A 22,277-nucleotide genomic window follows, 5' to 3' on the forward strand; every position below is an offset into this window, starting at 1 on the left:
ACGGGTATCACCGCGCCGCACCGCGGAACGGATGCGCCGGTCGCGAACGCCCTTACAGTGGGTAGGGATGTCCATGCGAGATCGGCACCCTTCCACGGTCGCGGATTACGACGATGCGCGACGGCGGGCCCGGCTGACCGAAACCCGTGCAGGGCACCGCTGGCGGACGCTGGGGCGGACGCGGCGCGTGCTGCTGCGGGCGGCGCTGGTCCCGATCGTCGTACTCGTCGTGTTCGCGCAGTACTGGCACTACGACGTTTCCCCCGAGCAGGCACGGCTGGCGCGCACCGATCCCGCGGTGCTGCCCATTTCGGGCCCGGCCGCCGCGAGCGACCGCGATACCGCGGTTTTCGACCTCGTCGGCCTGGGTTCGCTCGATGCCTCCGACACCGCGCGCGCCCTGCCCTCACTGCGGCAGCTGGGTTCGGTGTGGGCGGTGCGCTACGACAACACCGGTATCGACACCAAGGTGATCAGTGATCTGATCATCCGCGTCACCGAGGCCGCCCGCATCCACAAGGTGGTGTTGGTCGGCCACAGCATGGGCGGGGTGATCGCACTCGAGATCGCCAAGCACATCCACACCCACAGCACGCGCACCCTGTCCGGGGTGATCCTGGATTGCACGCCGGTCGACCTGGCCGCGGTACGGCCGGAAAGCCGCGACCAGGGTGAGGATCTGCTGCGCTGGTTCGGCTGGTTCCCCGGCACGCGGGAGAGCCGGGGGTTGCGGCTGCTGGCGGAAACCTATTCCCGCCGTAACCAATTCATCGACTACGGCTCCGATCCGCCGGGGATCCGGACGGCGTCGCTGGGCCGCACGGTCACCGATGTGCTGCGGCAGAAGATCTTCAACACCGACGCCGCCAGCAACGGCCTCATCGAGGATCAGTTCAAGGCCATCGTCGCCAGCGGCGCGATCGACGACCTGCACGCGCTGGCGAAGCCCGCGTCCGGCAAAGCCCGGCCGGCCATCGTCTTCATCCGCCCGCACGATCCGTACCGGGATTCCGTCGTGGACGACGAATACACCCATCGCGCGCTGATCGACACCGTCGGCGGTGTCGACGGCACGCTCCTGGTGGTGCTGACCCGCAGCACCGGCCATGCCGATCCGCGGCAGCATCCGCGCGAATACAACACGGTGATCGCGCAGCAGATCGTGCCGTTCATCGGGCTGGTGCACTCCGAGCAGACCATGGGTATGCCGTGATCCGGCGTGTGGATCAGCGCACGGTGTCGTCGAATGCCGGGCGAATACCCGAGGGCGGCAGCATATTCCACCGCTCGAGTTGTGCCCGCAGCTGCTCGGCGGCATCGATGTTGAGCGGGCTCGACGTCCAGAGCACATAGGGCAGGTTGAGGAACCGCTGCTCGGTCACCGCGCGCAGCCGGTTGATGCCGGGTTTGGCGCGCAGCGCGTCCACCTTCTGGGCGAAGCTCTGCCCCGGGTAGTCGACGAAGACGAGGGCGTCCGGGTCCGCGGCGGCCAGTCGCTCCCACGACACCGCCGTCCACGTGTCGGCCACATCGTCGAGTGCGTTGCGGGCACCGGCGGCCTCGAGGACGGCCTGGGGGCCGCCGAATCTGCCGCTGGAGAAGATGGTTTCGCTCGCGCTGTCGAAGACGAACAGGGTCGGCGGTGTCGCGGCCCGCGGCGCGGCGCGCAAGCGCTGGAGGCGGGTATCGATGTCGGCGACGAGTGCGGTGGCCCGGTCGGTATGACCGGTGATCGCGCCCAGATTCGACAGATCCGCGCGCAGCGCCGCCCACGGTTCGACGGTGCCGCGTTGCCGCTGACCGGCGTGCGGTCGGCAGCTCTCGGTGAGGATGTAGGGCGCGATACCATTGGCGCGCAGCGTATCCGGCGTGAGATCGGTGGCCTCGCTGTAGCCGTAGTTCCAGCCGGCCACCATCACATCGGGGCGCCGGGCCAGCACCGTCTCCCGGGACGGCGAGCTCGGCGCGACATTGTTCAACCGATCGACGACGTCACCGTAGTGCCGCCGCAGGGTCACGACGTCCTGTTGCAGACCGGCCACCGCGGCCACCGAATCCTGTGCGCCCAAGGCCAGTGTCATCGCGACCATATTGGTGTCGTTGACGAACATGCGCTGCGCCGGAGCCGGAAAGCGCACCTGTTCACCGCAATTGGTGAGGGTCAGATTGCCGTCGGAGGTCTGCGCGGGGCCACACGCCACCAAGGACGCGACAGTCGACCCGACGGCGAGCCATCGCAGCAGTTGCATATCGTCTAAGCCTCCGTATTCGGTTCCAGCAGAAGATGTGTCGCGCCCGTGTCCGGATGCCGCACGCGCGCTGCCCGCACATCGAAGACCGTGGCGAGAACCTCCGGACTCAATGCTTCCCGCGGTGCCCGCAGGTCTGAAGCGGATCCGTCGTGCACGACCAGCACCCGGTCGCAGTAGCGGTCCGCCAGGGTCAGATCGTGCAGGGCGACCACGACGGTGCGGCCCAGTCCCCGAACCAGATCCAGGAGCGCGAGCCGGTGGGTGATGTCCAGGTGATTGGTCGGCTCGTCGAGCAACAGCAGCGGGCTCGTCTGCGCCAGGGCCCGGGCCAGCAGCACTCGCTGCCGCTCACCACCGGACATCCGACGCACCGGGCGATCGGCGAATCCGCCGAGATCGACCGCGGCCAAGGCGTCCTCGACCGCGCGGCGTTCGGCCGGACTGCCGGCGCCCCACGGCGGCAGATACGGTGTCCGCCCCAGCGCGACCACCTCACCGGCGTACAGATCGGCGGGCGGCTGCTCGTCCTGTCCGACGAGGGCGACCAGGCGAGCACGCCGGCGCGGCGACATCGCCCGCAGCGCTTCACCGTCGACCAGAACCCGGCCGGTCCGCGGTCGCAGCAGTCCGGCCAGTGTGCGCAGCAGCGTCGACTTCCCGGCGCCGTTGGGTCCGACGATGCCGATCACCTCACCGGGCCGGACCTCGAAATCGACGTCCGTCAGAACGACTCTGCCGCGCGGCCCGCATGTCATCCGCTCCACCCGCAGTGTCGCGGCGGCGGTTTCCGGCGCGCCGGACGCGAGTGGCCCGTTCACGCCGCACCGAATCGGTAGTGCCGCCGGCCCATCAGCAGCAGAAACACCGGCGCGCCGATCAGCCCGGTGAGCACACCCACCGGAATTTCGGTGGGCCGCACGAGAACTCGTGCCGCCGCGTCGGCCACGACCAGGAACAGCGCACCGCACAGCGCCGCGACCGGCAGCAATCGCCGATGGGTGGAGCCCACCAGCATCCGCGCCGCATGCGGTACCACCAAACCCACGAAGCCGATCCCGCCGGACACCGCGACCAGCACGCCGACCAGGATGGCCAGTCCGACGAACAGCCCGTATCGCAGGGCCCGCACCGGCACTCCCACCGATGCGGCGGTTTCGGCGCCCACGCTCAACGCGTCGAGCCACCCGTGTACGGCCAGCAGAGTCGCCGCCGCGAGCGCAACGACGATGGCGGGCACCGCGATTCGTGTCCAATCGGCTCCGGCCAGGCTGCCGAGCAGCCAGAACAGCACCGACTGCGCGGCCTTCGGGTCGGCGCTGCGGAAGATGAGATAGCTGCTCAGCGCCGAAAACGCCGATCCCAGCACGGTTCCGGTCAGGACGAGGCGCAGCGGCGTCAACCCGCCCTGCGCCATCGCGATCGCGAACACCGTGGCCGCCGCTGTCAACGCGCCGGCGAGCGCGCCGCCCGACAGCGCCCAGATGCCGGCCCCGGCGAACCACCCCGACGTGATCACGGCAGCGGCGCCCACCCCCGCGCCCGAGGACACACCCAGCAGATAGGGATCGGCCAGGGGATTGCGCACCAATGTCTGCATGGCGGCCCCGGCGAGTGCCAGGCCCGCGCCGACCACCGCGGCCAGGATCGTGCGCGGAACCCGCAACTGCCACACGATGGTGTCGAAGGCGGAATCGACCGCACCGGAGCCGCCCAGATGTCCGCCCAGCACCTCGAGCACCGCCGGGATCGGAAGCGGTTCGGCGCCACACGCGGTCGCCACCACCATCGCGACGAGCAGCGACGCCAGCGTTACGGGAACGACGATCGTTGTCCGGACGCGATTCATCGCCGGAACTCCACAGGCATCACGCGACCTCTTCAGAGCAGTGCCCGGCGACCGAGGTCTGACTCCCGCAGCGGGTCCGCACATCGGCGCCCGCCCGCGGTCACAGTGGCGCGACCGTTCCGGATTTCCACCGGATTCCCGCGCCGCCGGGGATGACGGTCCGAATGCTACCGTCCGAAATGTCCGGCTAGCGCACCCGGCTCCCGAGCAGATGCAGCACCCCGCCCACGAACAGCTGCAACCCGAAGTCGAATCGCTCGGTGGCCGAGGTGTTCTCGTAGAGCGGGGAATCCTCCTCCGCCAGCGCGCCCGCGGAATCCATCTGCATCCGCGACTGCTCGTCCACCGTCTCGCCGAGGACGTAGTACAGCAGCGTGTAGGCCGCCAGATCCGCTTCCTCGTGGGTCATGCCGCCGCGAATCATCGCACTGGCCAAGCGTTCCCGGCCCTTGCTGGTGGTCAGCCGGGAGGCGTAGGTGGCCGAGACCACCTCCGCGCCGTCGCGATAGGCCAGCAGGCACGACCGCAGCCGATGCGCGAGTTCGCTGATCTGGCCCGGCCAGTCCGCGGCGGCGACCGGTTCCTCCATCGGGGTGAGGATGCGGTCGGCGACCGCGCCGAGCAGCGCCTGCTTGTTCGGGAAATGCCAGTACAGCGCCCCCGGCTGCACGTGCAGAGCGGTGGCGAGGCGGCGCATGGTCAGATCGGCGAGCCCGTACTGATCGAGGATGGCGATGGCACCGTCGATCACATCCGCCCGATGTAGCTGCACTTCTACCCCTCGCGTGTTTTGACTCACTGACCCCGCTACCCTAGCCTGAACACCGTTCAAGTTGCACGGTATGGACGCGCAGGCCCGGAGGCGGCAGCCCGCGTAACCACGGAGGGCCCAGTCCATGCCGCAATAAGCACGGCCGTACTGGCCGGACGAAGGGATTCGTGCTGTGACGCAGGCACCCGTGAAGACCGACATTCTGGCCACCGCGCGCGAGCAGGTTCTCGAACGTGGCGTCGGACTGACTCAGGAGCAGACCCTCGAGGTGCTGCGCCTGGGCGACGACCAGCTCGAGGCGCTGCTGGAGCTCGCGCACGAGGTGCGGATGAAGTGGTGTGGCCCGGAGGTCGAGGTCGAGGGCATCATCTCGCTCAAGACCGGCGGCTGCCCCGAGGACTGCCACTTCTGCTCGCAGTCGGGCCTGTTCCAGTCGCCGGTGCGCGCCGCCTGGCTCGACATCCCGAGCCTGGTCGAGGCCGCGAAGCAGACCGCCAAGACCGGCGCCACCGAATTCTGCATCGTCGCCGCCGTGCGCGGTCCGGACGAGCGGCTGATGGCGCAGGTCGCCGCCGGCGTCGAGGCCATCCGCAACGAGGTCGACATCCAGGTCGCCTGCTCGCTGGGCATGCTGAACCAGGAACAGGTCGATCAGCTCGCCGCGATGGGCGTGCACCGCTACAACCACAACCTCGAGACCTCGCGCTCGCACTTCCCGAACGTGGTCACCACCCACACCTGGGAGGAGCGCTGGGACACCCTGCGCATGGTGCGCGAGGCCGGTATGGAGGTGTGCTGCGGCGGCATCCTCGGCATGGGTGAAACCCTGGAGCAGCGGGCCGAATTCGCTGCCAACCTGGCCGAATTGGAGCCCGACGAGGTTCCGCTGAACTTCCTCAACCCGCGCCCGGGCACCCCGTTCGGTGACCTCGAGGTGCTGCCCGCGGCCGATGCGCTGCGCGCCGTCGCCGCGTTCCGGCTCGCGCTGCCGCGCACCATCCTGCGTTTCGCGGGCGGCCGGGAGATCACCCTCGGCGACCTGGGCGCCAAGCAGGGCATCCTCGGTGGCATCAACGCCGTGATCGTCGGCAACTACCTGACCACGCTCGGCCGCCCCGCCGAAGCGGACCTGGACCTGCTCACCGATCTGAAGATGCCGATCAAGGCGCTCAACGAGACCCTCTGAGCTCCCGCGGCCGCGGCGGTTCGGGTATTGTCGAGCAGCTGGAGAGCTGCACTTCATGAGGGGTTTCGCGAATGGTGGTCCAGATGCCACAGCCTGATATGCAAGAGCGCTACAACCCGTACACCGGGAAGCGGATCGTCGTGGGCCTCGACGATCCGGTGCCGGCGGCCGCGGCCCTGGGCCTGGAACCGCCGCGCTTCTGCGAGCAGTGCGGCCGCCGGATGATCGTGCAGGTGAGTCCGGACGGCTGGTGGGCGAAATGCTCACGGCACGGGGTGATCGATTCCCACAGCCTGGACCATCGCTGATGACCTCCCGCGGCGCCGCCGCAGCCTCTCCCGCACCGCGCGAGCTGCGCGCGGCGCTGTGGATCGTCGCGGCGGTGCTGGTGGTCAGCGTCATCGGCGGCGGAGTGTGGGCCATGCTCGCACCGACCGAGAAGGTCTTCGTCGTCGAACCCGGTAGCGGTATGGCGCTCACCGGGGAAAGCGCGCATCGCTTCGACGCGGTGGCGATCTTCGCCTGCGTCGGCCTGGTGACCGGACTGCTGAGTGCCGCCGCGGTGTGGCGCCGGCGCGCGATCCGCGGGCCGATCATGTTGGTGAGTCTGCTGATCGGTTCGCTGGCCGGAGCCTGGGTGATGTCGTGGTTCGGCGAACAGGTCGCGCGCTGGATCCACCCCCGCTCCCACAACCCGCCCGTGCACACCGTCGTGGAGCTCGCGCCCACCGTCGAAGGCTGGACCGCGCTGCTGCTGCAACCGCTGGTCGCCGGCCTGGTCGTGCTCCTGCTCTCGGCGCTGAGCACCTCCGAGGACCTGGGAAGCGGACGCGGTGAACCGCCGGAACCCGCACCGCATACCCCGCTGTCCGAGGTGACTTACGGGCCCTACCATCGGCCCGGGTCGTATCAGAACGCCGACTCACAACGCTGAGTCGTTCGCGCCGCGGGCGTTGCGCCACTGGACAATACCGTGGTGCGCTGCCCTAGCCGGTAGCAAGCCGGTCTGCACGCTGTGGTGTTCCGTCACCGTCTGCTGAACCGAAGTGCCCTGCTCGATCGGCTGGCATCGAGTGGCGGGAACGCCTGTCGCAGATGGCGTATCGGCCCCCCCGTGTGGATGACCGTCCTCGAACCCCGGATCGCCATTTATTCGATGGCGATCCGGGCTCACGCTCGTTACCGTTGCGCCGGATCGGTCAGGAGGGGAGGTGTAGGAATGGCAGGAGTGCGAGCGCGATCGGAAAGTGATTGTGCGGCAATCGAACCGAGTGAGCGGCCCGATCTCGGTGCGTGGCGGCGGCGGCACGAACTTCGCAGATCGGCTGCGGCGCAGCCGGTGGCGAACAAGCGCACCTATCGGCGCACGGTCAAGCATCGGGATCGCCAGTGGTGAATCGGCCGGAGTAAATCGGCGGGGATGAATCGGCGGGGGTAGAGATTCACCGTCCGTCGTGGGTGGCGTGATATTCGGATTCGATCTTCTTCTCCTGGCGCCGTTCGCGCAGCTTCCACACGATCAGCGCCAGGACGACGATCACCACGACCGCGATCGCCATATCGCGGCCGACGGTTTTCGCGACCTTCTCGTAGGAATTGCCGGCGACGTAGCCGAGGACCACGAAGGTCGTTCCCCAGACGATGCCGCCGATGGCGTTGAACGAAAGGAACTTCGGGTAGGGCATACGGGAGGCGCCGACCAGGGCCGGCATCACCGCGCGGAAGAAGGCGGTGAAGCGGCCGAGGAAGACGGCCCAGCCGCCGCGGCGGGCGAGAAAGTCCTGAGCGTTGTCCAGGCGGCCGCGGTGTTTGTCCAGGTAGGAGGCGGCGAGCAGGCGGCTGCCGAAATGTTTGCCCACCTCGTAGCCCACCGAGTCGCCGATGATCGCGGCGGCCACCACCAGCAGGATCATCGCCCACAGCAGGACATGGCCCTGGCTGGCGGCGACACCGCCGAGAACGGCCGCCGTCTCGCCCGGAATCACGAAGCCGACGAAGATCGCGTCCTCGGCGAAAACGAGCAGACCGACCGTCAGGTAGATCCACACCGGCGCGATATCGAGAATCCGGTGCATCAGCGATTCCATTCCGCCGACGCTACCGTGCGCGGACCGCGGGCGTCCGCCCGTCCCGAGCAGCGGCCACTGGCCGCCGGCTCACGAACCGGTGGAAGCGGACCCCATCACGCACAGCCCGGAACACACCGCGCGAGCCGCTCACCCCGGGGGCCGCAACGCCGCGAATTCGTCGGTCACGCGGATCTCGTCGTCGGTGAACCGATAGACCGCCGCGGGCCGTCCGCCCGACTTTCCCGGCGCGGCGGTCTCCCCGGTCGGCGTGATCACCTTGCGGCGGCTCAACACTCGTTGCAGGTTCGTGGTGTCGACGTCGTAACCGAGTGCGGTGCAATAGATTTCGCGCAACGTCGACATGGTGAACGACGAAGGCGCCAGGGCGAAGGCGATATTGGTGTAGGACAGCTTCGCCGCCAGCCGGGTGCGGGCGTGGTGGACGACGGTGCCGTGGTCGAACGACATGTTCGGCAGGGCCGACACCGGATGCCAGCGGGTGTCGGCGGGCAGTTGCGGATCCGCGGTCAGTGGCACCAGTCCCAGATAGGCCGAGGCGATGCGGCGTACCCCGGGCACACGATGTGGATCGCTGAAGACCGACAGCTGCTCGATGTGCCACAGCTCACGTACATCGACCTTCTCGGCCAGCTGACGGCGGGCGGAGGTGTCGAGATCCTCGTCGTCGCGCAGCCGGCCGCCGGGCAGCGACCAGGTGCCGGTCTGGGGTTCCATCGCCCGCTGCCACAGCAGCACCCCGAGTTCGGTGCGGAGGCCGTGATTGCCGCGCGGACTCTGCGGATCCACCGGTTCGCTCGCGATCACCGAGTGATCACCCTCTGGACCTGCGGTGACGGTGTCCATGAAGCGACGAACCTGGAACACCGCGGTGAGCGATTCGTGAATGGTGCTACTATGGGCCACGTTTTCGATTGTAAGTCGAAAACCGGGTTGAAGCGAATCGGCCCGGGGTGATGCGCGTGGCGCGAGTGCCGCGCGCATGAGGAAGGAGCCATGCCATGGCGTCAACGAGTCTGACGACAGCGACCACTGGTCCGACGACGCGGGCATTCGCAGCGCAGGTCATCGACGGTCCGGCCGGGTTCGGCGGAGTCGAGGCCACACCGGAGTGGGCGCAGGAGATCAAGCGGCTGGCGCGCGAGCGCAACGCCACCATCCTGGCGCACAACTACCAGCTACCCGAGATCCAGGATGTGGCCGATCACGTCGGCGATTCCCTGGCCCTGTCGCGGATCGCCGCCGAGGCGCCCGAGGACACCATCGTGTTCTGCGGTGTGCACTTCATGGCCGAGACCGCGAAGATCCTCAGCCCGGACAAGACCGTGCTGATTCCGGACCAGCGCGCGGGCTGCTCGCTGGCCGACTCCATCACCGCCGACGACCTGCGCGCGTGGAAGGCCGAACATCCCGGCGCCCTCGTGGTGTCGTATGTGAACACCACCGCCGCGGTGAAGGCGCTGACCGACATCTGCTGCACCTCGTCCAATGCCGTCGACGTGGTCGCCTCCATCGATCCCGACCGCGAGGTGCTGTTCCTGCCCGACCAGTTCCTCGGCGCCCACGTGAAGCGGGTGACCGGTCGGCAGAACATGCACATCTGGGCCGGTGAATGCCACGTGCACGCAGGCATCAACGGCGACGAACTGACCGAACAGGCCCGCACCCATCCCGATGCCGAGCTGTTCGTACATCCCGAATGCGGGTGCGCCACCTCGGCTCTGTACCTCGCGGGGGAGGGGGCGTTCCCGGCCGACCGGGTCCACATCCTGTCCACCGGCGGCATGATCGACGCCGCGAAGGCCGCGCAGTCCAACCAGGTCCTCGTCGCCACCGAGGTCGGCATGCTGCATCAGCTGCGCAAGGCCGCCCCCGGCATCGACTTCCAGGCCGTCAACGATCGCGCGTCCTGCAAGTATATGAAGATGATCACGCCGGCCGCGCTGCTGCGCTGCCTGACCGACGAACTCGACGAGGTGCACGTCGAGCCGGAAACCGCAGCGCTGGCACGCAATTCGGTGCAGCGCATGATCGCCATCGGCAATCCCGGCGGCGGCGAATAGCACCGGCACCCGCCTGCGGGCGGGCCGGAAAGGTTCGATCGATGATGATGACGCCTTCGATCGGCTGGGAAGCCGAAGCTGATCTGGTGGTGATCGGTGGTGGTGTCGCGGGTTTGACCGCGGCCCGCACCGCCTCGCTGCGGGGGTTGCGGGTCCTGACCCTGAGCAAGGGTGGCCCGACGGATACCTCCACGCAATACGCACAGGGTGGGATCGCGGTGGTCGCGCCGGACGGCGACACCGTCGACTCGCATGTCGCCGACACCGTCGACGCCGGAGCCGGACTGTGCGACGCGCAGGCGGTGCGCTCCATCGTGTCGGGCGGCCGGGATGCCGTCGCGGCGCTGACCGATCTGGGCGCGGTCTTCGACCTCGGCCGCGACGGTCAGGTGTCGCGCACCCGCGAGGGTGGGCACAGCACGCGCCGCATCATCCACGCCGGTGGTGACGCCACCGGCGCCGAGGTGCAGCGCGCGCTGAACGCCGCCGGACTGCCGGTGCTGTTCGGCACCGCCGCCCTCGACATCGTCACCGGGCCCGACGGGGTACGCGGTGTGATCGTGGTGTCGGATCAGGGTTTCGGGGTCGTCCACGCCCCGGCCGTCCTGCTGGCCACCGGCGGCCTCGGACAGCTCTACGCCTGCAGCACCAACCCGCCCGGGGCCACGGCCGACGGCATCGCGCTGGCGCTGCGGGCCGGTGCGCTCGTCGCCGATCTGGAATTCGTGCAGTTTCACCCCACCGTGCTGTTCAGCCCCGGCGGGCTGGGCAGGCGGCCGCTGATCAGCGAGGCGGTGCGCGGGGAGGGCGCGGTACTGGTCGACTCGAACGGTGATTCGGTGACCGCCGGTGTCGATCCGCGGGGCGATCTGGCGCCGCGCGATATCGTCTCCAAGGCCATCGCCGCCCGGATGCGACAGCTCGGCACCGATCACGTGTATCTCGACGCCCGCGCGATCGACGGTTTCGCACAACGGTTTCCGACGATCACGACCTCGTGCCGAGCGGCGGGCCTGGATCCACGCACCGATCTGATCCCGGTCGCGCCGGCCGCGCACTTCCAGTGCGGCGGCGTCGTCACCGATACGCACGGGCGCACCGCCGTCCCCGGCCTGTACGCGGCCGGTGAGGTGGCGCGCACCGGTCTGCACGGCGCGAACCGGCTGGCATCGAACAGCCTGCTCGAGGGTTTGGTCGTCGGCGAGCGGGCGGGGGCCGCCGCGGCCGAGCGGGTCGCTTCCGCCCCGGAGGTGACGTCGGTGCCGGAGATGTCGCTGCCGCGTATCGATCGCACCGCGCTGCAGCAGTTGATGTCGGCACATGCCGCCGTGGTGCGCGACGGTGACGGGCTGCGCGGGGCGATGCTGCGCGTACTGCATCTGCGGGGCAGCGGCACGGCGAAGCCCGGGACCGCGGATGCGCCGGAAGACGCTGCGGCACAAACGGATACCGGTACGACATCGGCGCCCGGGCAGGCGAATTCCGATGCCGCGCCGGCGGAAATGCCCTCGCCGCAGGCGGTTTCGCGGCTGCACGGCGAACAGGCCGGAGTGCTGGCCGCGGTGGAGGACGCCGCCCTGACACTGGCGGCGCGGACCCTGCTCCTCGCGGCCACCGCCCGCGCCGAAAGCCGCGGCTGCCACACCCGATCCGATTATCCCGATCCACGAGATGAGTTGCGGCGCAGCGTCGCGATCCGGCTCGGCGACGACGGCCGCCCGCAGGTCGTCGCCGATCCACTCACCACCGCCGACCCCCTGCCGGCGGTGAGCGCCCGATGACCCCCACGCACATGCCGAGGAGTAGATGATGGCACTGGACCCGCAACTCGACCCCGGGGAACTGCGCACCCTGATCCGCACGGCCCTCGACGAGGATCTGCGCTATGGGCCCGACATCACCTCGGCGGCAACCGTTCCCGCCGAGGCGACCGTCAAGGCCGCGATGGTCTCGCGGCAGCCGGGCACGGTCGCGGGCATCGATGTCGGGCTGCTGGTGCTCGACGAGGTGATCGGCGCCGGAAACTACGAGGTGACCGATCGCGTCGCCGACGGCACCCGGGTCGGCCCCGGCGACGCGGTGCTGACCGTCGTCGCGCCGACCCGGCAGCTGCTCACCGCCGAACGCACCATGCTCAATCTGGTCACCCACATGTCCGGAATCGCCACCGCCACCGCCGCCTGGGTGGACGCGGTCGAGGGCACGAACTGCCGGATCCGCGACAGCCGTAAAACGCTGCCGGGTCTGCGTGCGCTGCAGAAGTATTCGGTGCGTGTCGGCGGTGGTGTGAACCATCGCATGGGCCTCGGCGACGCCGCCCTGATCAAGGACAACCACGTCGTGGCCGCCGGATCGGTGGTCGCCGCATTGCGCGCGGTGCGCGAACTGAAACCCGACATCGAATGTGAGGTCGAGGTGGACAGCCTCGACCAGCTCGACGCCGTCCTCGCCGAAGACGTGGAACTGGTACTGCTGGACAACTTCCCGCTGTGGGCCACCCAGGCCGCCGTCCAGCGCCGCAACAGCCGCTCGCCGCGCACGAAACTCGAATCCTCCGGCGGGCTCTCCCTCGAGGCCGCCGCCGACTACGCGCGCACCGGAGTCGACTACCTCGCGGTCGGCGCCCTCACCCATTCGGTGCGGGTGCTGGACCTGGGCCTGGATATGTAGGGTCAGCCGTCGTTCTGGCCGAAATGGTCACGGAGCGTGGTGCCGGTGTATTCGCGGCGATGGACGCCGCGCTCCCAGAGCCGCGGAACGATGTGTTCGGCGAACTGCGGCAGCGATTCGACGAACACCGTGAACCCGTCGGCGGCGCCGCGCTCGGCCCAGCCGATCAGTTCGTCGGTGATCGACTCCGGGGTTCCGAAGATCCGCCGATGCCCGCCGCCACCCAGCACGATGAATCGGCGCAGTGTCAGATCCGGATGGCGGCGTGCCAAATCCACGCCGCCCTGGGCGAATCCGATCGAGCGGGTGCTGTCGGTGACCGCGACCTCCGGCGGCACCGGGCCGTCGAGGTTCACCGCCGCCGGATCCAGGTCGAACCGGGAGAGGAAGCGGTGCACCGTTTCCGAGTCCTCCAGCGCCTGTTCCGCCTCGTGCAACAGCCGCCGTACCTCGGCGTCCGTACTGCCGACGGTGAGAAAGATGCCGGGCAGGACGAGGACGCCCGCCGAATCGCCGCGCCGGCTCCGGGCCTCCTTGTTCAGCCGCTCGCGGTAGGTTCGCGACGCTTCCTCGTCGACTCCGACCGAGAAGACCGCGTCGGCGAAGCGGGCCGCGGTGTCGATGCCGTCGTCGGACCCACCGGCCTGGAAGATCACCGGCTTACCCTGCCGCGACCGGGGAAGCTGCAACGGCCCGGCGACGGAGAAGAATTCGCCGCGATGGTCGATCGACGCACGCCGCAGATTGCGCAGATCCCATGTGGCGGTGACGTCGTCTTCCCACGATGCCCAGAGCTTCTCGACCACCTCCGCGAATTCCTGTGCGCGCCGGTAGCGTTCGGCACGTGGCGGTGGCTCGGTGAGGCCGAAGTTGCGGGCGACGGTCGGCTCCATCGTGGTGATGACGTTCCAGCCCGCACGACCGTGGGAGATGTGATCCAGGGACAGGATTGCCCGCGCCAGCGCGTACGGTGTGGTGTAGGTGGTCGACACCGTCGCGACGAGGCCGATTCGCTCGGTCTCCCGAGCCAGCGCGGGCAGCGTCACCAGCGGGTCCAGATACGCGAAACTCCTTCCGTCCGGCCCTATTCCCTGCGAGTCGGCGAAGAACACCGAGTCGAGCCGCACCCGCTCGGCCAGTTGCGCCGAGCGGACGAAGTCGTCGATGTCGATAAAGGGATGCGAACCGTCGGATGCCTGCAACGGTCCCGGGATCAGGTTGACGGTGAAATGCAGATAACGGCTCACGAGCGGCCTCCGGAAATCGGCTGAATCACGGTGTGTCCCGGCGGTTTCGGGATCGACTCCACCAATCGCCGGGTGTACTCGCCGGCGGGGGTCGAGAACACGTCCGCGGTGGCGCCCTGCTCCTGCACTTCGCCGCGGCGCAGCACGGTCACCGTATCGGCGAGCTGTCGCACCACGCTCAGATCGTGGGAGATGAACAGGTAACTCACGCCCACCTTCACCTGCAGATCGACCAGAACCTGCAGGATCTGTGCCTGCACGGTCACATCCAGCGCCGAGGTCGGCTCGTCGAGCACCAGGAGTTTCGGGCTCAGGCTCAGCGCCCGCGCGATGGCCACGCGCTGGCGCTGGCCCCCGGAGAGCCGCCGGATACCGCGGGTGAGCGACGATTCGTCGAGACCTACCAGATCCAGGACCTCGATCACCCGTGCCCGGCGCTGTGCTCGCGAACCCCAGCGGTAGCGGATCAGCGGTTCGGCCACCAACTGCGCGACCGTGTACGTCGGGTCCAGCGACTGGAAAGGGTTCTGATACACGAGTTGCAGGTTCTGCCGTGCCACACGCAGTTCGCGGCGGCCCAGATGCGAGATGTCGCGGCCGGCCACGAGCACGCGCCCCCGGTCCGGCTCCGTCAGCCGCAGTACGACCCGGGCGAGGGTGGATTTCCCCGAACCGGATTCGCCGACCAGAGCGTGTGTGCGGCCCGCCGGGATATCGAAGCTCACGCCCTTCAGCGCCTCCGTCCGGTGCCTGCCGATCCGGAATGTCTTGTGGACATCGGCGACCGTCAGCACCGGCTCGCCGCCGGGCCGGGCGCGCAGGGCTTTCGCGGCGGCGAAGCGGTCGGGATCGAGGCTCGGGATGTCCGCGATCAGCTCGCGGGCGTAACCGGATTCCGGCTCCCGCAGTACCGCCGAGGACGGGCCCGATTCGGCCACCCGGCCCGAGTTCAGCACCACGACCCGATCCGCCCGCTCGGCGGCCAGCGAGAGATCGTGGGTGATCAGCAGCACCGAGAGCCCACGCTCGGCTCGCAGCCGGTCGATCAGGTCCAGAATGGTCTTCTGAATGGTCACGTCCAGCGCGGAGGTCGGTTCGTCGGCGATGATCAGCTCCGGGTGCTGCGAAATCGCGATCGCGATCAGTACCCGTTGCAGCTGTCCGCCGGAGAGCTGATGGGGATAGGACCGCAGCGTGCGCTCCGGCTGGGCGATTCCCACCGAGTCCAGCAGTTCGGCCGCCTGGGCGTGCAGCCGCGACCGGCGGGCGTACTCGGGCAGGCCGGAGGCGCGGAACGCCTCGAAGATCTGCCGGTCGATGCGGCGCACCGGATCGAGCGAGGAGGTCGGGTCCTGGGGCACGAAACCGATGCGGCGGCCACGGATGTGGCGGAATTCGCGTTCGGGCAGCCGCAATACATCCCTACCGCCGAACTCGGCGCGACCTCCGACCGCTACGCCGTGATCGAGCAGTCGCAGAATGGCATTGACCACCGTCGACTTCCCGGAGCCGGACTCACCGACGATCGCCACCGCCGCGCCGGCGGCAACGTCGAACGACACTCCGGACACCGTGGGTGCGGAGAGGTCGCCGTCGTAGGCGACAGCGAGGTCACGCACGGCGAGCAGCGGCGCGACGGGCGCCGCCCGGCCCGCCGCGGATACGAGATCTGTTGTCGTAGCGGTCATGTCACCTGTTCCTGCCGATGAGTTTGCTCAACTGGCCCAGCGAGAGCACCGACAGCACGATCACCAGGCCCGGGCCGTAGACGAACCACGGGTAGCGATAGAAGAAGTCTTTGCCGTCGGCCACCAGCAGGCCCCAGTCCGGGCTCGGCGGTGGATTGCCGTACCCGAGAAATGCCAGCGCGGAGATGTTGATGACGGCCAGACCGAACTGCAGAACCGCCAGCGAAAGCACCGACCGGTACACATTCGGCAGCACGTGGCGAAACAGGACGACGATCTTTCCGCCACCGATGAGGCGCGAGGACTCGATGAACGCCGTGTTCTTCACCCGCAGCGTCTCCGACCGGATCAGGCGCGCGAAGACGGCCACCGACGAAATGCCCACCGCCACAGCCGCGTTCACACTGGCGAAACCCAGTGACACCACCACCACGACGGCCAGCAGAAAGCCGGGAATGGCCAGCAATGCGTCGATCAGCCGGCCGAGTATCGCGTCGGCCACCCGCCCGGAGAAGCCCGCGATCAGACCCACCGCGCTGCCGGCGACCAGGCCGATGCCCACGGCCAGCAGCGCGGTCAGCACCGCCGTCCGCGTGCCGAACACGACCCGCGCGAGGATGTCGCGGCCGAACTGGTCCGTGCCGAACAGGTGATCCCATGACGGTGGCCGGAAGTTGTCCGCGGTCAGGCCGGCGTACGGATCCTGGCTGGTGAACAGGCCCGGGGCGATCGCCCAGGCCGTGAGCACGGCGACGACGAGCACCGCGGCGACGGTCGCGAGGTCGCGCAGTCCGGGCATCGCCGGCCGCCGGCGGGAGCGCGTGACCGCGAGAGTCGCGACGACGTCCGGCCGCTCCTTGTCGATTTCGGCGGCCGCATCGGTCGTGGTCGTCATCGGCGTGCCTCCGTCGGGCGCAGTCGGGGATCGAGCGCGGGGTAGATCAGGTCCACCACGAGATTGATGGTGAGGAAGACGATCGCGGCCAGCACCACCGCCGCCTGCAGGACCGGCACATCCTGTTCGGTGACCGCCCTCTCGATCACACTCCCCACTCCGGTGCGGCCGAAGATCGCCTCGGTGATGATCGAGCCACCGAGCAGCTCACCGACGATGATCGCCGCGATGGTCGTCGTCGGCAGTGCGGCATTGGGTAGCAGGTGCCGGGAGAGCAGACCGGACCGGCCGATGCCCTTGGAGATCGCGACCGTGGCGTAGGGCTGCGCACGCGCGCTGTCCAGGGCGCTGATGAGGACCTGCGCTATCGGCGCCGACGTCGGAATCGCCAGCGTGGCAGCGGGATAGACGAGCGCCCCGGCGCTGCGGAAATCGGTGAGCGTGAACAATCCGAGCTGGAACGACAGCACATCGATGATGACCAGACCGATCAGGAAGTTCGGCACCGACAGAAACAGCGACGGGAGGGCCCGCAGCAGGCCGCCGCCGAACCGGTCCGGAAGGAAGAACGCACTCACCGCGATTGCGAAGGCGAGGACCACCGCGAAGACGAAGGCCGTACCCGCCAATTTCAGCGTGGACGGAATGCCCGACCACAGCACCGTCGACACCGGCAGATTCGAGGCATAGGACAACCCCAGGTCACCGTGCGCCAGTCGGACGAGCGCAACCTGAAGTTGCTCCCAGATCGGCCGGTCCAATTTGAAATAGACCAGCATCTCCCTGATCTGGTCCTTGGAGTAGCCGTATTCGGGATTGCTCAGCCGGTTGGCGACCGGATCGCCCGGCAATACGGTCACGATCACGAACACGATGATGTAGACGAGGACGACCGTCACGGCGGCCTGCGCGATCCGGGATGCCACATATCGCGGATAATGCGACAACTGCTTCATTTCTCACTGCCTCGATTCCGGGCCGGTCATACGTCGAGCCACGCGTCGTAGAAGCTGATGAGCCCGAGCCCGTCCACACTCAGATCGCGCAGGCGATCCGCAGCGCCCCAGGTTTGGCGGAACTCGTGCACCGGGATGTAGTAGGCGTTGTCGATGACATACCGCTGCACCGCTTCCGACGCCTCGATCCGGGCCTGATCGGACTTCGCCTGCACCAGCGCGTCGAGCAACGCGTCCAGCGCGGCACCGGGCTTCTTGAACTGATTACCTTGCGAGCTGTGCCACCATCGCCACATCTCCGTCGGACTTCCCGCCAGCCAATGGTTTTCGTACAGCGGCACATTCGGCTGCGCGGTGACGGCGTTGTAGGTCGAGAAGTCGGTGCCTTTGATCTCGAGCCGCACCCCGATCTTCTTCCACTGCTGCGCGATCAGTTGCAGGTCCGCCTGGGAGGTCGTGATGTAGACCGAGGGATAGATCAGGAAGCTCAGCTGCTCACCGTCCCTGACGCGGTATCCGTCGCGGTCCCGATCGGTCCAACCGGCCTCGTCGAGCAGGCGGTTCGCGAGCTCGCGGTCGTAGGCGAACGTGTCGCGCAGATCCAGGGTGCCGGGGACGATGTCGTTGAACGTCGACTTCGCCTCGGTCCATGCGCCGCTGCGGTAGTTGGTCGTCAGGATTTCGCGCCGATCGATGCCGTGCGTGAGTGCCTTGCGGACGCGGACGTCGTCGAGGTGCGGCGCGGTCAGGCGTAGCTGCAGTCCCCAGACGCTGCCGAAGAACGTCGGCGCGATCAGCTGGAATCCGTCGGCCACGAACGGCTCCTCGGCGGGCTGCACGTAGTGGATGATGTCGACCTGCCCGGATTCGAGCGATCCGGCGCGCAACGACGGTTCGATCACCTGTTGTACGGTCACCCGCTCCAGCCGTGCCGGGCCGTCGTGCCTGGCGTCGCCGCGCGGCCAGGAGTAGTCCTCGCGGCGGCGCAGCACGACTTCCTTACTGGGCAGCCAGGATTCGACCACGAACGGTCCGGTGCCGTAGATCTTGCTCAGATCGGACTGGTCGCGCAGACTCGCGTCGACGGTCGCCGGCGCCACCATGCCGACCGTCGTCCAGGCGGCCAGTTTCTGGATGAAATCGCCGAACGGTTGGCTCAGCCGGATCCGGACCTCGTATTCACCGACGGCCTCGGCCTTGTCGTAGCTGGTCGGAAAATATGCCGCGCGGACGATTCCGCGCCCCTTGTCGCCTTTGCCGAGCAGGTTCAGATTGGCGGCCACCGCCGCCGCGTCGAGCCGCTCGCCGTTGGAGAATGTCACGCCTTTCCGAATTGTCAGCCCGAATTCGGTGCGGGCGTCGTTCTGGGTGAATCCGGTGGCGAGATGGGGCTGGAATCGACCCGCGGCGTCGTAGTAGAACAGCCGCTCGACGATCTGATTCCACACCTGCGCCACATGCCACGACCCGGTGGCCTGTTGCTGATATCCGTCGATCAGTTTCTCGTTGAGGTAGGTGATTCGCCCGCCCGATATCGGCGCGGCGTTTTTCGGCGCGGGCAACGCGCGCGCCGAAGTGCCGGGTGTCGCGGGACTACCACACGCAGCAAGAAACCCCGCGCCGGTCAGTGCGGCGCCGAGCCCGAGAAAGCGTCGCCGTGCGAGTTCATGTGACATGAGAACCTTGATCGATCGAGAATGGGTGCAAATGACGTCGGGAAACGTACGAGCACAGCGTGATCGGGACACGCGGGACGATCAATACAGTTCTGCTTCAGAGTCGCTAAATCAAAACTTACATATCCGAGAGAAAATGCCGTTCGCCCACCGCCACCTGCACGGGGAAAACGCCGTCGGCGGGTCAATGGACGAAATCATGGCGATCCTCACGGCATGATCGGCGAAGCCGGGGGCCGCCGGAATTCAGCTGGTGAGTTCGCGTTCCAGCGGAGTCCGGAAGCGGGGGATGGCGCGCACGTCGCCGTACCAGGCGGCGGTGCGCTCGACCTCGGCATCGATCAGTGCCTTCGCGTCGGCGCCGACGTCTTCCAGTAGCCGCCAGGCGATTTCACCGTCGGCGCGCTGCGCCCAGCCGCCGACGATGCGGCCGTCCACCCAGATACTCGGGCCGATATTGCCGTTGGTGTCGAACAGGGCCGGGGTGTGCGGGCCGAGGAACCAATCGCGCGACTGCCAGCCCATCGGCGTCGGATCCAGGGCGGGCAGCAGCGCCGCCCACGGTCCGGACTCGGGTTCGGGGTCCGTATCGTCGGACAGGATCACTCCGGGCCTGCCGTCGAGGTCGACTTCCGTCAGGTCGAGACTCGACAGTGTCTTGCGCACATCCGTTTTCGTCCACCCGGTCCACCAGACCAGATCGTCCACGGGAGCCGGTCCGAAGGCGCGCAGCCAGCGGCGGGCGAGCTCGGCGCGCGCCGCGTCGAGCGCGATCGGCGCGGCATCGGGCAGCCATGCCTCCCTGGGCGCCCAGGTGTACTGGCTGCTGGTCCAGCTGCCGTTGGGGCGCCCGCGCACGATGAGCCCGTCGCATCCGAGGATGAGCAGCACCCAGGTGGTGATGTTGGTCGGTTTCGAATACGGCTTGCCGGGCGCGGTATCGACCTGGGTGCGCAGCCGGGGCACGGCGGCCGACAGTTGCGCGCCGGTCGCGCTGCCCCGGGCCAGCAACTCGCGGTGGGTTTCGTCGGCCACTTCGGCCAGCCAGGCGTCGATATCGCCCTCGACGGCCTGGGCCAGGTACTTCCCGTAGTTGCGGCGCTGCTTGACCGCGAGCGCGTCGGCCACCGCGGCCTGCAGCACGGGAACCAGACCGACCGGCGCGACGAACATGGTCCGGCGCATCGCCAGCAGCCGCAGCAGCGACCGATCGTCGTAGAGGGCGCGCTCCACGTCGGTGGGCGCCAGGCCGCGGGTGCGGGCGCACACCGACAGGTACACCGTCGCGGGATCGGTGGCGTGCAGAGCGACCATCGATTCGGCGATATCGGCAGGGTCGGTACCACGGGCCTCGAACGCGAGCCGATGCCGCCGCGCCAGCCGCGCGCGTCGCTGAGCGACCGTAATCGAACGCATGGTCGAATCCTAGCCTGTCTAGAGCGTCAAACTTCTTGGCAGGGTTGCTCGGTTTACGCTCCGAGCACAAGATCAGGAAGGAGACGCGCGGTGGCCAGGTCACGGCGGTTGAAGATTCCGGTCGAGGACAAGGTGCGAGTGGTGTTGCCGGTGCTGGCCGGTGAGATGAGCGCAGCGGAGGCGACGAGGCGGCGTGGGGTGAGTACGGTGGGCAAGTGGAAGCAGGTTTTCCTCGAAGCCGGTACCAAGGCGCTCGACGAGGTGCCCAGTGGTCCGGCCGGGGCACAGGGGCCACCGGAGCAGCGCCGGTTGCGGATGGAGAACGAACAGTTGAAGCTGGCGCTGGCCGCGGCAACGGTGCAGTTGCGGGTCTGGCAGCATGGCGCGGCCCTGGTGGATCAGGTCCGTTCCGGGTGGTTATCGTGCTGATCGCAAGTCGTGGGCGATGCTGCGGCGCAAGGTGTTCCACGGTCCGCCGACGCGCCGGAATGTGGTTTGGCAGACGGATTTCAGCGAGTTCGAAACGACCGGTGGTGGGATCTGGCGGATCTGCGCGGTGATCGACTACGCGACGAAGTACTGCCTGGCCGTCACCGTGACCTCGACGGCCCGCGGTGCCGACGCGCCGGCCTGTCTGCGCCTCGCGGTCGCCGAGGCCGAGCGGATCCTCGACGTGGACGACCTGCGTGCCGGTCGTGGGCTGGCCGAGGTTATCGGGCCAGCCGGGGAGGTGCTCGGCGTGGCGCCTGCGCCGATCGCGGTGGTGTCGGACAACGGCCCGTGCTTTCGCGGGGAGGTGTTCAAGACCGCGTTCGCCGGACCGGACCCGCTGCTGCGCCACGTCCGCACCCGAGTGCGATCACCCCAGACCAAACGGTGTGATCGAAAGATGGTTCGGCACCTTGAAATACGAGCACCTGTTCCGTGGCGTGACCACCGACGGCGACGCGCTGGACATGGAGGTCCACCGATTCCGGGTCATCTACAACACGATCAGGCCGCGCCAGGCACTCGGCGATCGAACACCTGACGCGGCCTACACCAGCGGTGACCAGCGATAAAACGCTCGATAAGCGGCATGAGAGTGTATCGGCCCGTGTCCGGCAGCTGGCGGGGATGCGGGGTCGGTCGGGTGCGCGGAGGCTATCGCGGCGATCTCTTGTTCAGCAGATGTTCCTTGACGGGGATGAGGAAATCTCGCGCGTAGCTCTCGGGACCGTCAGGTTGTTCGAGGCCGAAGGTGTTGGTGGGGATGAGGATCAGGGTGTGGAAGGCGCGGGCGACCTGCTCGGCGAATTGTGCACGCGTCTCGTGGGGGACGTTGTCTGTCAGGTGCATTGCGGACTCGACGAAGACTCGGCCCAGTTCGAGGGCGATGCTTGCGTCGGCGATGAGATAGGGCAGCAACAGGTCCGGGTTGAGGCGGAGCACCGCTTGGAGGCCGGGGTGTTCACGCAGGAGGCGGTACGCGTGGGCGAAGCCGTGGATCAGCTGATCGTCTTGCGACTCGTATCGATCCCGTA

At 68.2% G+C, this 22,277-nt stretch carries 22 protein-coding genes; 9 read left to right on the top strand and 13 right to left on the bottom strand.

Annotated elements, in window-relative coordinates; all coding sequences use genetic code 11:
- The first annotated feature begins 67 nt into the window (after positions 1 to 67).
- Positions 68 to 1,213 carry an alpha/beta fold hydrolase gene (locus AC5592_RS16565; RefSeq protein ID WP_063064747.1) on the top strand — a complete coding sequence of 382 codons (1,146 nt, stop codon included), beginning with the start codon at positions 68 to 70 and terminating at the stop codon, positions 1,211 to 1,213.
- A 13-nt stretch (positions 1,214 to 1,226) separates the two neighbouring features.
- Here the strand turns inward: AC5592_RS16565 and AC5592_RS16570 are convergent, their stop codons facing one another.
- The 4 genes from AC5592_RS16570 to AC5592_RS16585 all read right to left on the bottom strand — a co-directional run bounded on the left by AC5592_RS16570 (position 1,227) and on the right by AC5592_RS16585 (position 4,870).
- Positions 1,227 to 2,249: an ABC transporter substrate-binding protein gene (locus AC5592_RS16570; RefSeq protein WP_063064748.1), complete on the bottom strand. Its 1,023-nt coding sequence runs from the start codon at positions 2,247 to 2,249 to the stop codon at positions 1,227 to 1,229.
- A gap of 5 nt (positions 2,250 to 2,254) precedes the next feature.
- Positions 2,255 to 3,070, bottom strand: a complete 816-nt coding sequence (locus AC5592_RS16575; RefSeq protein WP_232329390.1) for an ABC transporter ATP-binding protein — start codon at positions 3,068 to 3,070, stop codon at positions 2,255 to 2,257.
- Positions 3,067 to 4,098: a FecCD family ABC transporter permease gene (locus tag AC5592_RS16580; RefSeq protein ID WP_063064749.1), complete on the bottom strand. Its 1,032-nt coding sequence runs from the start codon at positions 4,096 to 4,098 to the stop codon at positions 3,067 to 3,069. Before AC5592_RS16580 ends, AC5592_RS16575 begins: the two co-directional genes overlap by 4 nt.
- Positions 4,099 to 4,285: 187 nt before the next feature.
- Positions 4,286 to 4,870, bottom strand: a complete 585-nt coding sequence (locus tag AC5592_RS16585; RefSeq protein WP_036500482.1) for a TetR family transcriptional regulator — start codon at positions 4,868 to 4,870, stop codon at positions 4,286 to 4,288.
- 172 nt (positions 4,871 to 5,042) lie between these two features.
- Here AC5592_RS16585 and bioB point away from each other — a divergent pair, with 172 nt between their 5' ends.
- From bioB to AC5592_RS16600, 3 genes are all read left to right on the top strand, one after another.
- Positions 5,043 to 6,056 (top strand): biotin synthase BioB, encoded by a 1,014-nt coding sequence (bioB, locus tag AC5592_RS16590; protein WP_030514661.1) that lies wholly within the window; start codon positions 5,043 to 5,045, stop codon positions 6,054 to 6,056.
- An 83-nt stretch (positions 6,057 to 6,139) separates the two neighbouring features.
- Positions 6,140 to 6,364: a biotin synthase auxiliary protein BsaP gene (gene bsaP, locus AC5592_RS16595; RefSeq protein WP_036500577.1), complete on the top strand. Its 225-nt coding sequence runs from the start codon at positions 6,140 to 6,142 to the stop codon at positions 6,362 to 6,364.
- Positions 6,364 to 6,990, top strand: a complete 627-nt coding sequence (locus tag AC5592_RS16600; RefSeq protein ID WP_063064750.1) for a DUF2567 domain-containing protein — start codon at positions 6,364 to 6,366, stop codon at positions 6,988 to 6,990. The genes bsaP and AC5592_RS16600 overlap by 1 nt, the downstream gene beginning before the upstream one ends.
- A 508-nt stretch (positions 6,991 to 7,498) precedes the next feature.
- On the opposite strand, the gene AC5592_RS16605 is transcribed toward AC5592_RS16600, so the two are convergent.
- Together AC5592_RS16605 and AC5592_RS16610 are read right to left on the bottom strand one after the other, a co-directional pair.
- A complete protein-coding gene (locus tag AC5592_RS16605) occupies positions 7,499 to 8,143 on the bottom strand; it encodes a DedA family protein (RefSeq protein ID WP_036500485.1) in 645 nt (214 codons plus the stop codon).
- Between the two features lie 129 nt (positions 8,144 to 8,272).
- A complete protein-coding gene (locus AC5592_RS16610) occupies positions 8,273 to 9,049 on the bottom strand; it encodes an NUDIX hydrolase (RefSeq protein WP_063064751.1) in 777 nt (258 codons plus the stop codon).
- A 95-nt stretch (positions 9,050 to 9,144) separates the two neighbouring features.
- Here AC5592_RS16610 and nadA point away from each other — a divergent pair, with 95 nt between their 5' ends.
- Genes nadA through nadC form a run of 3 tightly spaced genes read left to right on the top strand, consistent with a single transcriptional unit; the run spans position 9,145 to position 12,876 of the window.
- A complete protein-coding gene (gene nadA, locus AC5592_RS16615; RefSeq protein WP_063064752.1) occupies positions 9,145 to 10,206 on the top strand; it encodes a quinolinate synthase NadA in 1,062 nt (353 codons plus the stop codon).
- Positions 10,207 to 10,250: 44 nt separating this feature from the next.
- Complete coding sequence (locus tag AC5592_RS16620) at positions 10,251 to 11,987, top strand: L-aspartate oxidase (protein WP_063064766.1); 1,737 nt, start codon at positions 10,251 to 10,253, stop codon at positions 11,985 to 11,987.
- 28 nt (positions 11,988 to 12,015) lie between these two features.
- Complete coding sequence (nadC, locus tag AC5592_RS16625) at positions 12,016 to 12,876, top strand: carboxylating nicotinate-nucleotide diphosphorylase (RefSeq protein ID WP_063064767.1); 861 nt, start codon at positions 12,016 to 12,018, stop codon at positions 12,874 to 12,876.
- Between the two features lie 2 nt (positions 12,877 to 12,878).
- On the opposite strand, the gene AC5592_RS16630 is transcribed toward nadC, so the two are convergent.
- The 6 genes from AC5592_RS16630 to AC5592_RS16655 form a co-directional block, all read right to left on the bottom strand.
- Complete coding sequence (locus tag AC5592_RS16630) at positions 12,879 to 14,123, bottom strand: NtaA/DmoA family FMN-dependent monooxygenase (RefSeq protein ID WP_063064753.1); 1,245 nt, start codon at positions 14,121 to 14,123, stop codon at positions 12,879 to 12,881.
- Positions 14,120 to 15,811 carry a dipeptide ABC transporter ATP-binding protein gene (locus AC5592_RS16635; RefSeq protein ID WP_063064754.1) on the bottom strand — a complete coding sequence of 564 codons (1,692 nt, stop codon included), beginning with the start codon at positions 15,809 to 15,811 and terminating at the stop codon, positions 14,120 to 14,122. The genes AC5592_RS16630 and AC5592_RS16635 overlap by 4 nt, the downstream gene beginning before the upstream one ends.
- Position 15,812: 1 nt before the next feature.
- Positions 15,813 to 16,706, bottom strand: coding sequence for an ABC transporter permease (locus AC5592_RS16640; protein WP_063064755.1), 894 nt, complete (start codon positions 16,704 to 16,706; stop codon positions 15,813 to 15,815).
- Entirely contained in the window at positions 16,703 to 17,662 is a 960-nt protein-coding gene (locus AC5592_RS16645; protein WP_232329391.1) for an ABC transporter permease, read from the bottom strand. Before AC5592_RS16645 ends, AC5592_RS16640 begins: the two co-directional genes overlap by 4 nt.
- Positions 17,663 to 17,688: 26 nt before the next feature.
- Positions 17,689 to 19,338 (bottom strand): ABC transporter substrate-binding protein, encoded by a 1,650-nt coding sequence (locus AC5592_RS16650; protein ID WP_063064756.1) that lies wholly within the window; start codon positions 19,336 to 19,338, stop codon positions 17,689 to 17,691.
- Between the two features lie 246 nt (positions 19,339 to 19,584).
- Positions 19,585 to 20,754 (bottom strand): winged helix DNA-binding domain-containing protein, encoded by a 1,170-nt coding sequence (locus AC5592_RS16655; RefSeq protein ID WP_063064757.1) that lies wholly within the window; start codon positions 20,752 to 20,754, stop codon positions 19,585 to 19,587.
- Positions 20,755 to 20,844: 90 nt separating this feature from the next.
- Here AC5592_RS16655 and AC5592_RS16660 point away from each other — a divergent pair, with 90 nt between their 5' ends.
- Complete coding sequence (locus tag AC5592_RS16660) at positions 20,845 to 21,183, top strand: helix-turn-helix domain-containing protein (protein ID WP_232329392.1); 339 nt, start codon at positions 20,845 to 20,847, stop codon at positions 21,181 to 21,183.
- Between the two features lie 266 nt (positions 21,184 to 21,449).
- Complete coding sequence (locus AC5592_RS16665; protein WP_269750193.1) at positions 21,450 to 21,815, top strand: integrase core domain-containing protein; 366 nt, start codon at positions 21,450 to 21,452, stop codon at positions 21,813 to 21,815.
- 82 nt (positions 21,816 to 21,897) lie between these two features.
- On the opposite strand, the gene AC5592_RS16670 is transcribed toward AC5592_RS16665, so the two are convergent.
- A partial coding sequence (locus AC5592_RS16670) for a hypothetical protein (protein WP_198163862.1) occupies positions 21,898 to 22,277 on the bottom strand: 380 nt, incomplete at its 5' end.

It is taken from the genome of Nocardia violaceofusca NBRC 14427, from assembly GCF_963869435.1.
Lineage (GTDB): Bacteria > Actinomycetota > Actinomycetes > Mycobacteriales > Mycobacteriaceae > Nocardia > Nocardia aobensis.

Coding starts and splice junctions, on each gene's coding strand:
- AC5592_RS16565 (WP_063064747.1), top strand. CDS start 68: ATGTCCATGCGAGATCGGCACCCTTCCACGGTCGCGGATTACGACGAT.
- AC5592_RS16570 (WP_063064748.1), bottom strand. CDS start 2,249: ATGCAACTGCTGCGATGGCTCGCCGTCGGGTCGACTGTCGCGTCCTTG.
- AC5592_RS16580 (WP_063064749.1), bottom strand. CDS start 4,098: ATGAATCGCGTCCGGACAACGATCGTCGTTCCCGTAACGCTGGCGTCG.
- bsaP (WP_036500577.1), top strand. CDS start 6,140: ATGCCACAGCCTGATATGCAAGAGCGCTACAACCCGTACACCGGGAAG.
- AC5592_RS16600 (WP_063064750.1), top strand. CDS start 6,364: ATGACCTCCCGCGGCGCCGCCGCAGCCTCTCCCGCACCGCGCGAGCTG.
- AC5592_RS16605 (WP_036500485.1), bottom strand. CDS start 8,143: ATGGAATCGCTGATGCACCGGATTCTCGATATCGCGCCGGTGTGGATC.
- nadA (WP_063064752.1), top strand. CDS start 9,145: ATGGCGTCAACGAGTCTGACGACAGCGACCACTGGTCCGACGACGCGG.
- AC5592_RS16620 (WP_063064766.1), top strand. CDS start 10,251: ATGATGACGCCTTCGATCGGCTGGGAAGCCGAAGCTGATCTGGTGGTG.
- nadC (WP_063064767.1), top strand. CDS start 12,016: ATGGCACTGGACCCGCAACTCGACCCCGGGGAACTGCGCACCCTGATC.
- AC5592_RS16635 (WP_063064754.1), bottom strand. CDS start 15,811: ATGACCGCTACGACAACAGATCTCGTATCCGCGGCGGGCCGGGCGGCG.
- AC5592_RS16640 (WP_063064755.1), bottom strand. CDS start 16,706: ATGACGACCACGACCGATGCGGCCGCCGAAATCGACAAGGAGCGGCCG.
- AC5592_RS16645 (WP_232329391.1), bottom strand. CDS start 17,662: ATGAAGCAGTTGTCGCATTATCCGCGATATGTGGCATCCCGGATCGCG.
- AC5592_RS16650 (WP_063064756.1), bottom strand. CDS start 19,338: ATGTCACATGAACTCGCACGGCGACGCTTTCTCGGGCTCGGCGCCGCA.
- AC5592_RS16655 (WP_063064757.1), bottom strand. CDS start 20,754: ATGCGTTCGATTACGGTCGCTCAGCGACGCGCGCGGCTGGCGCGGCGG.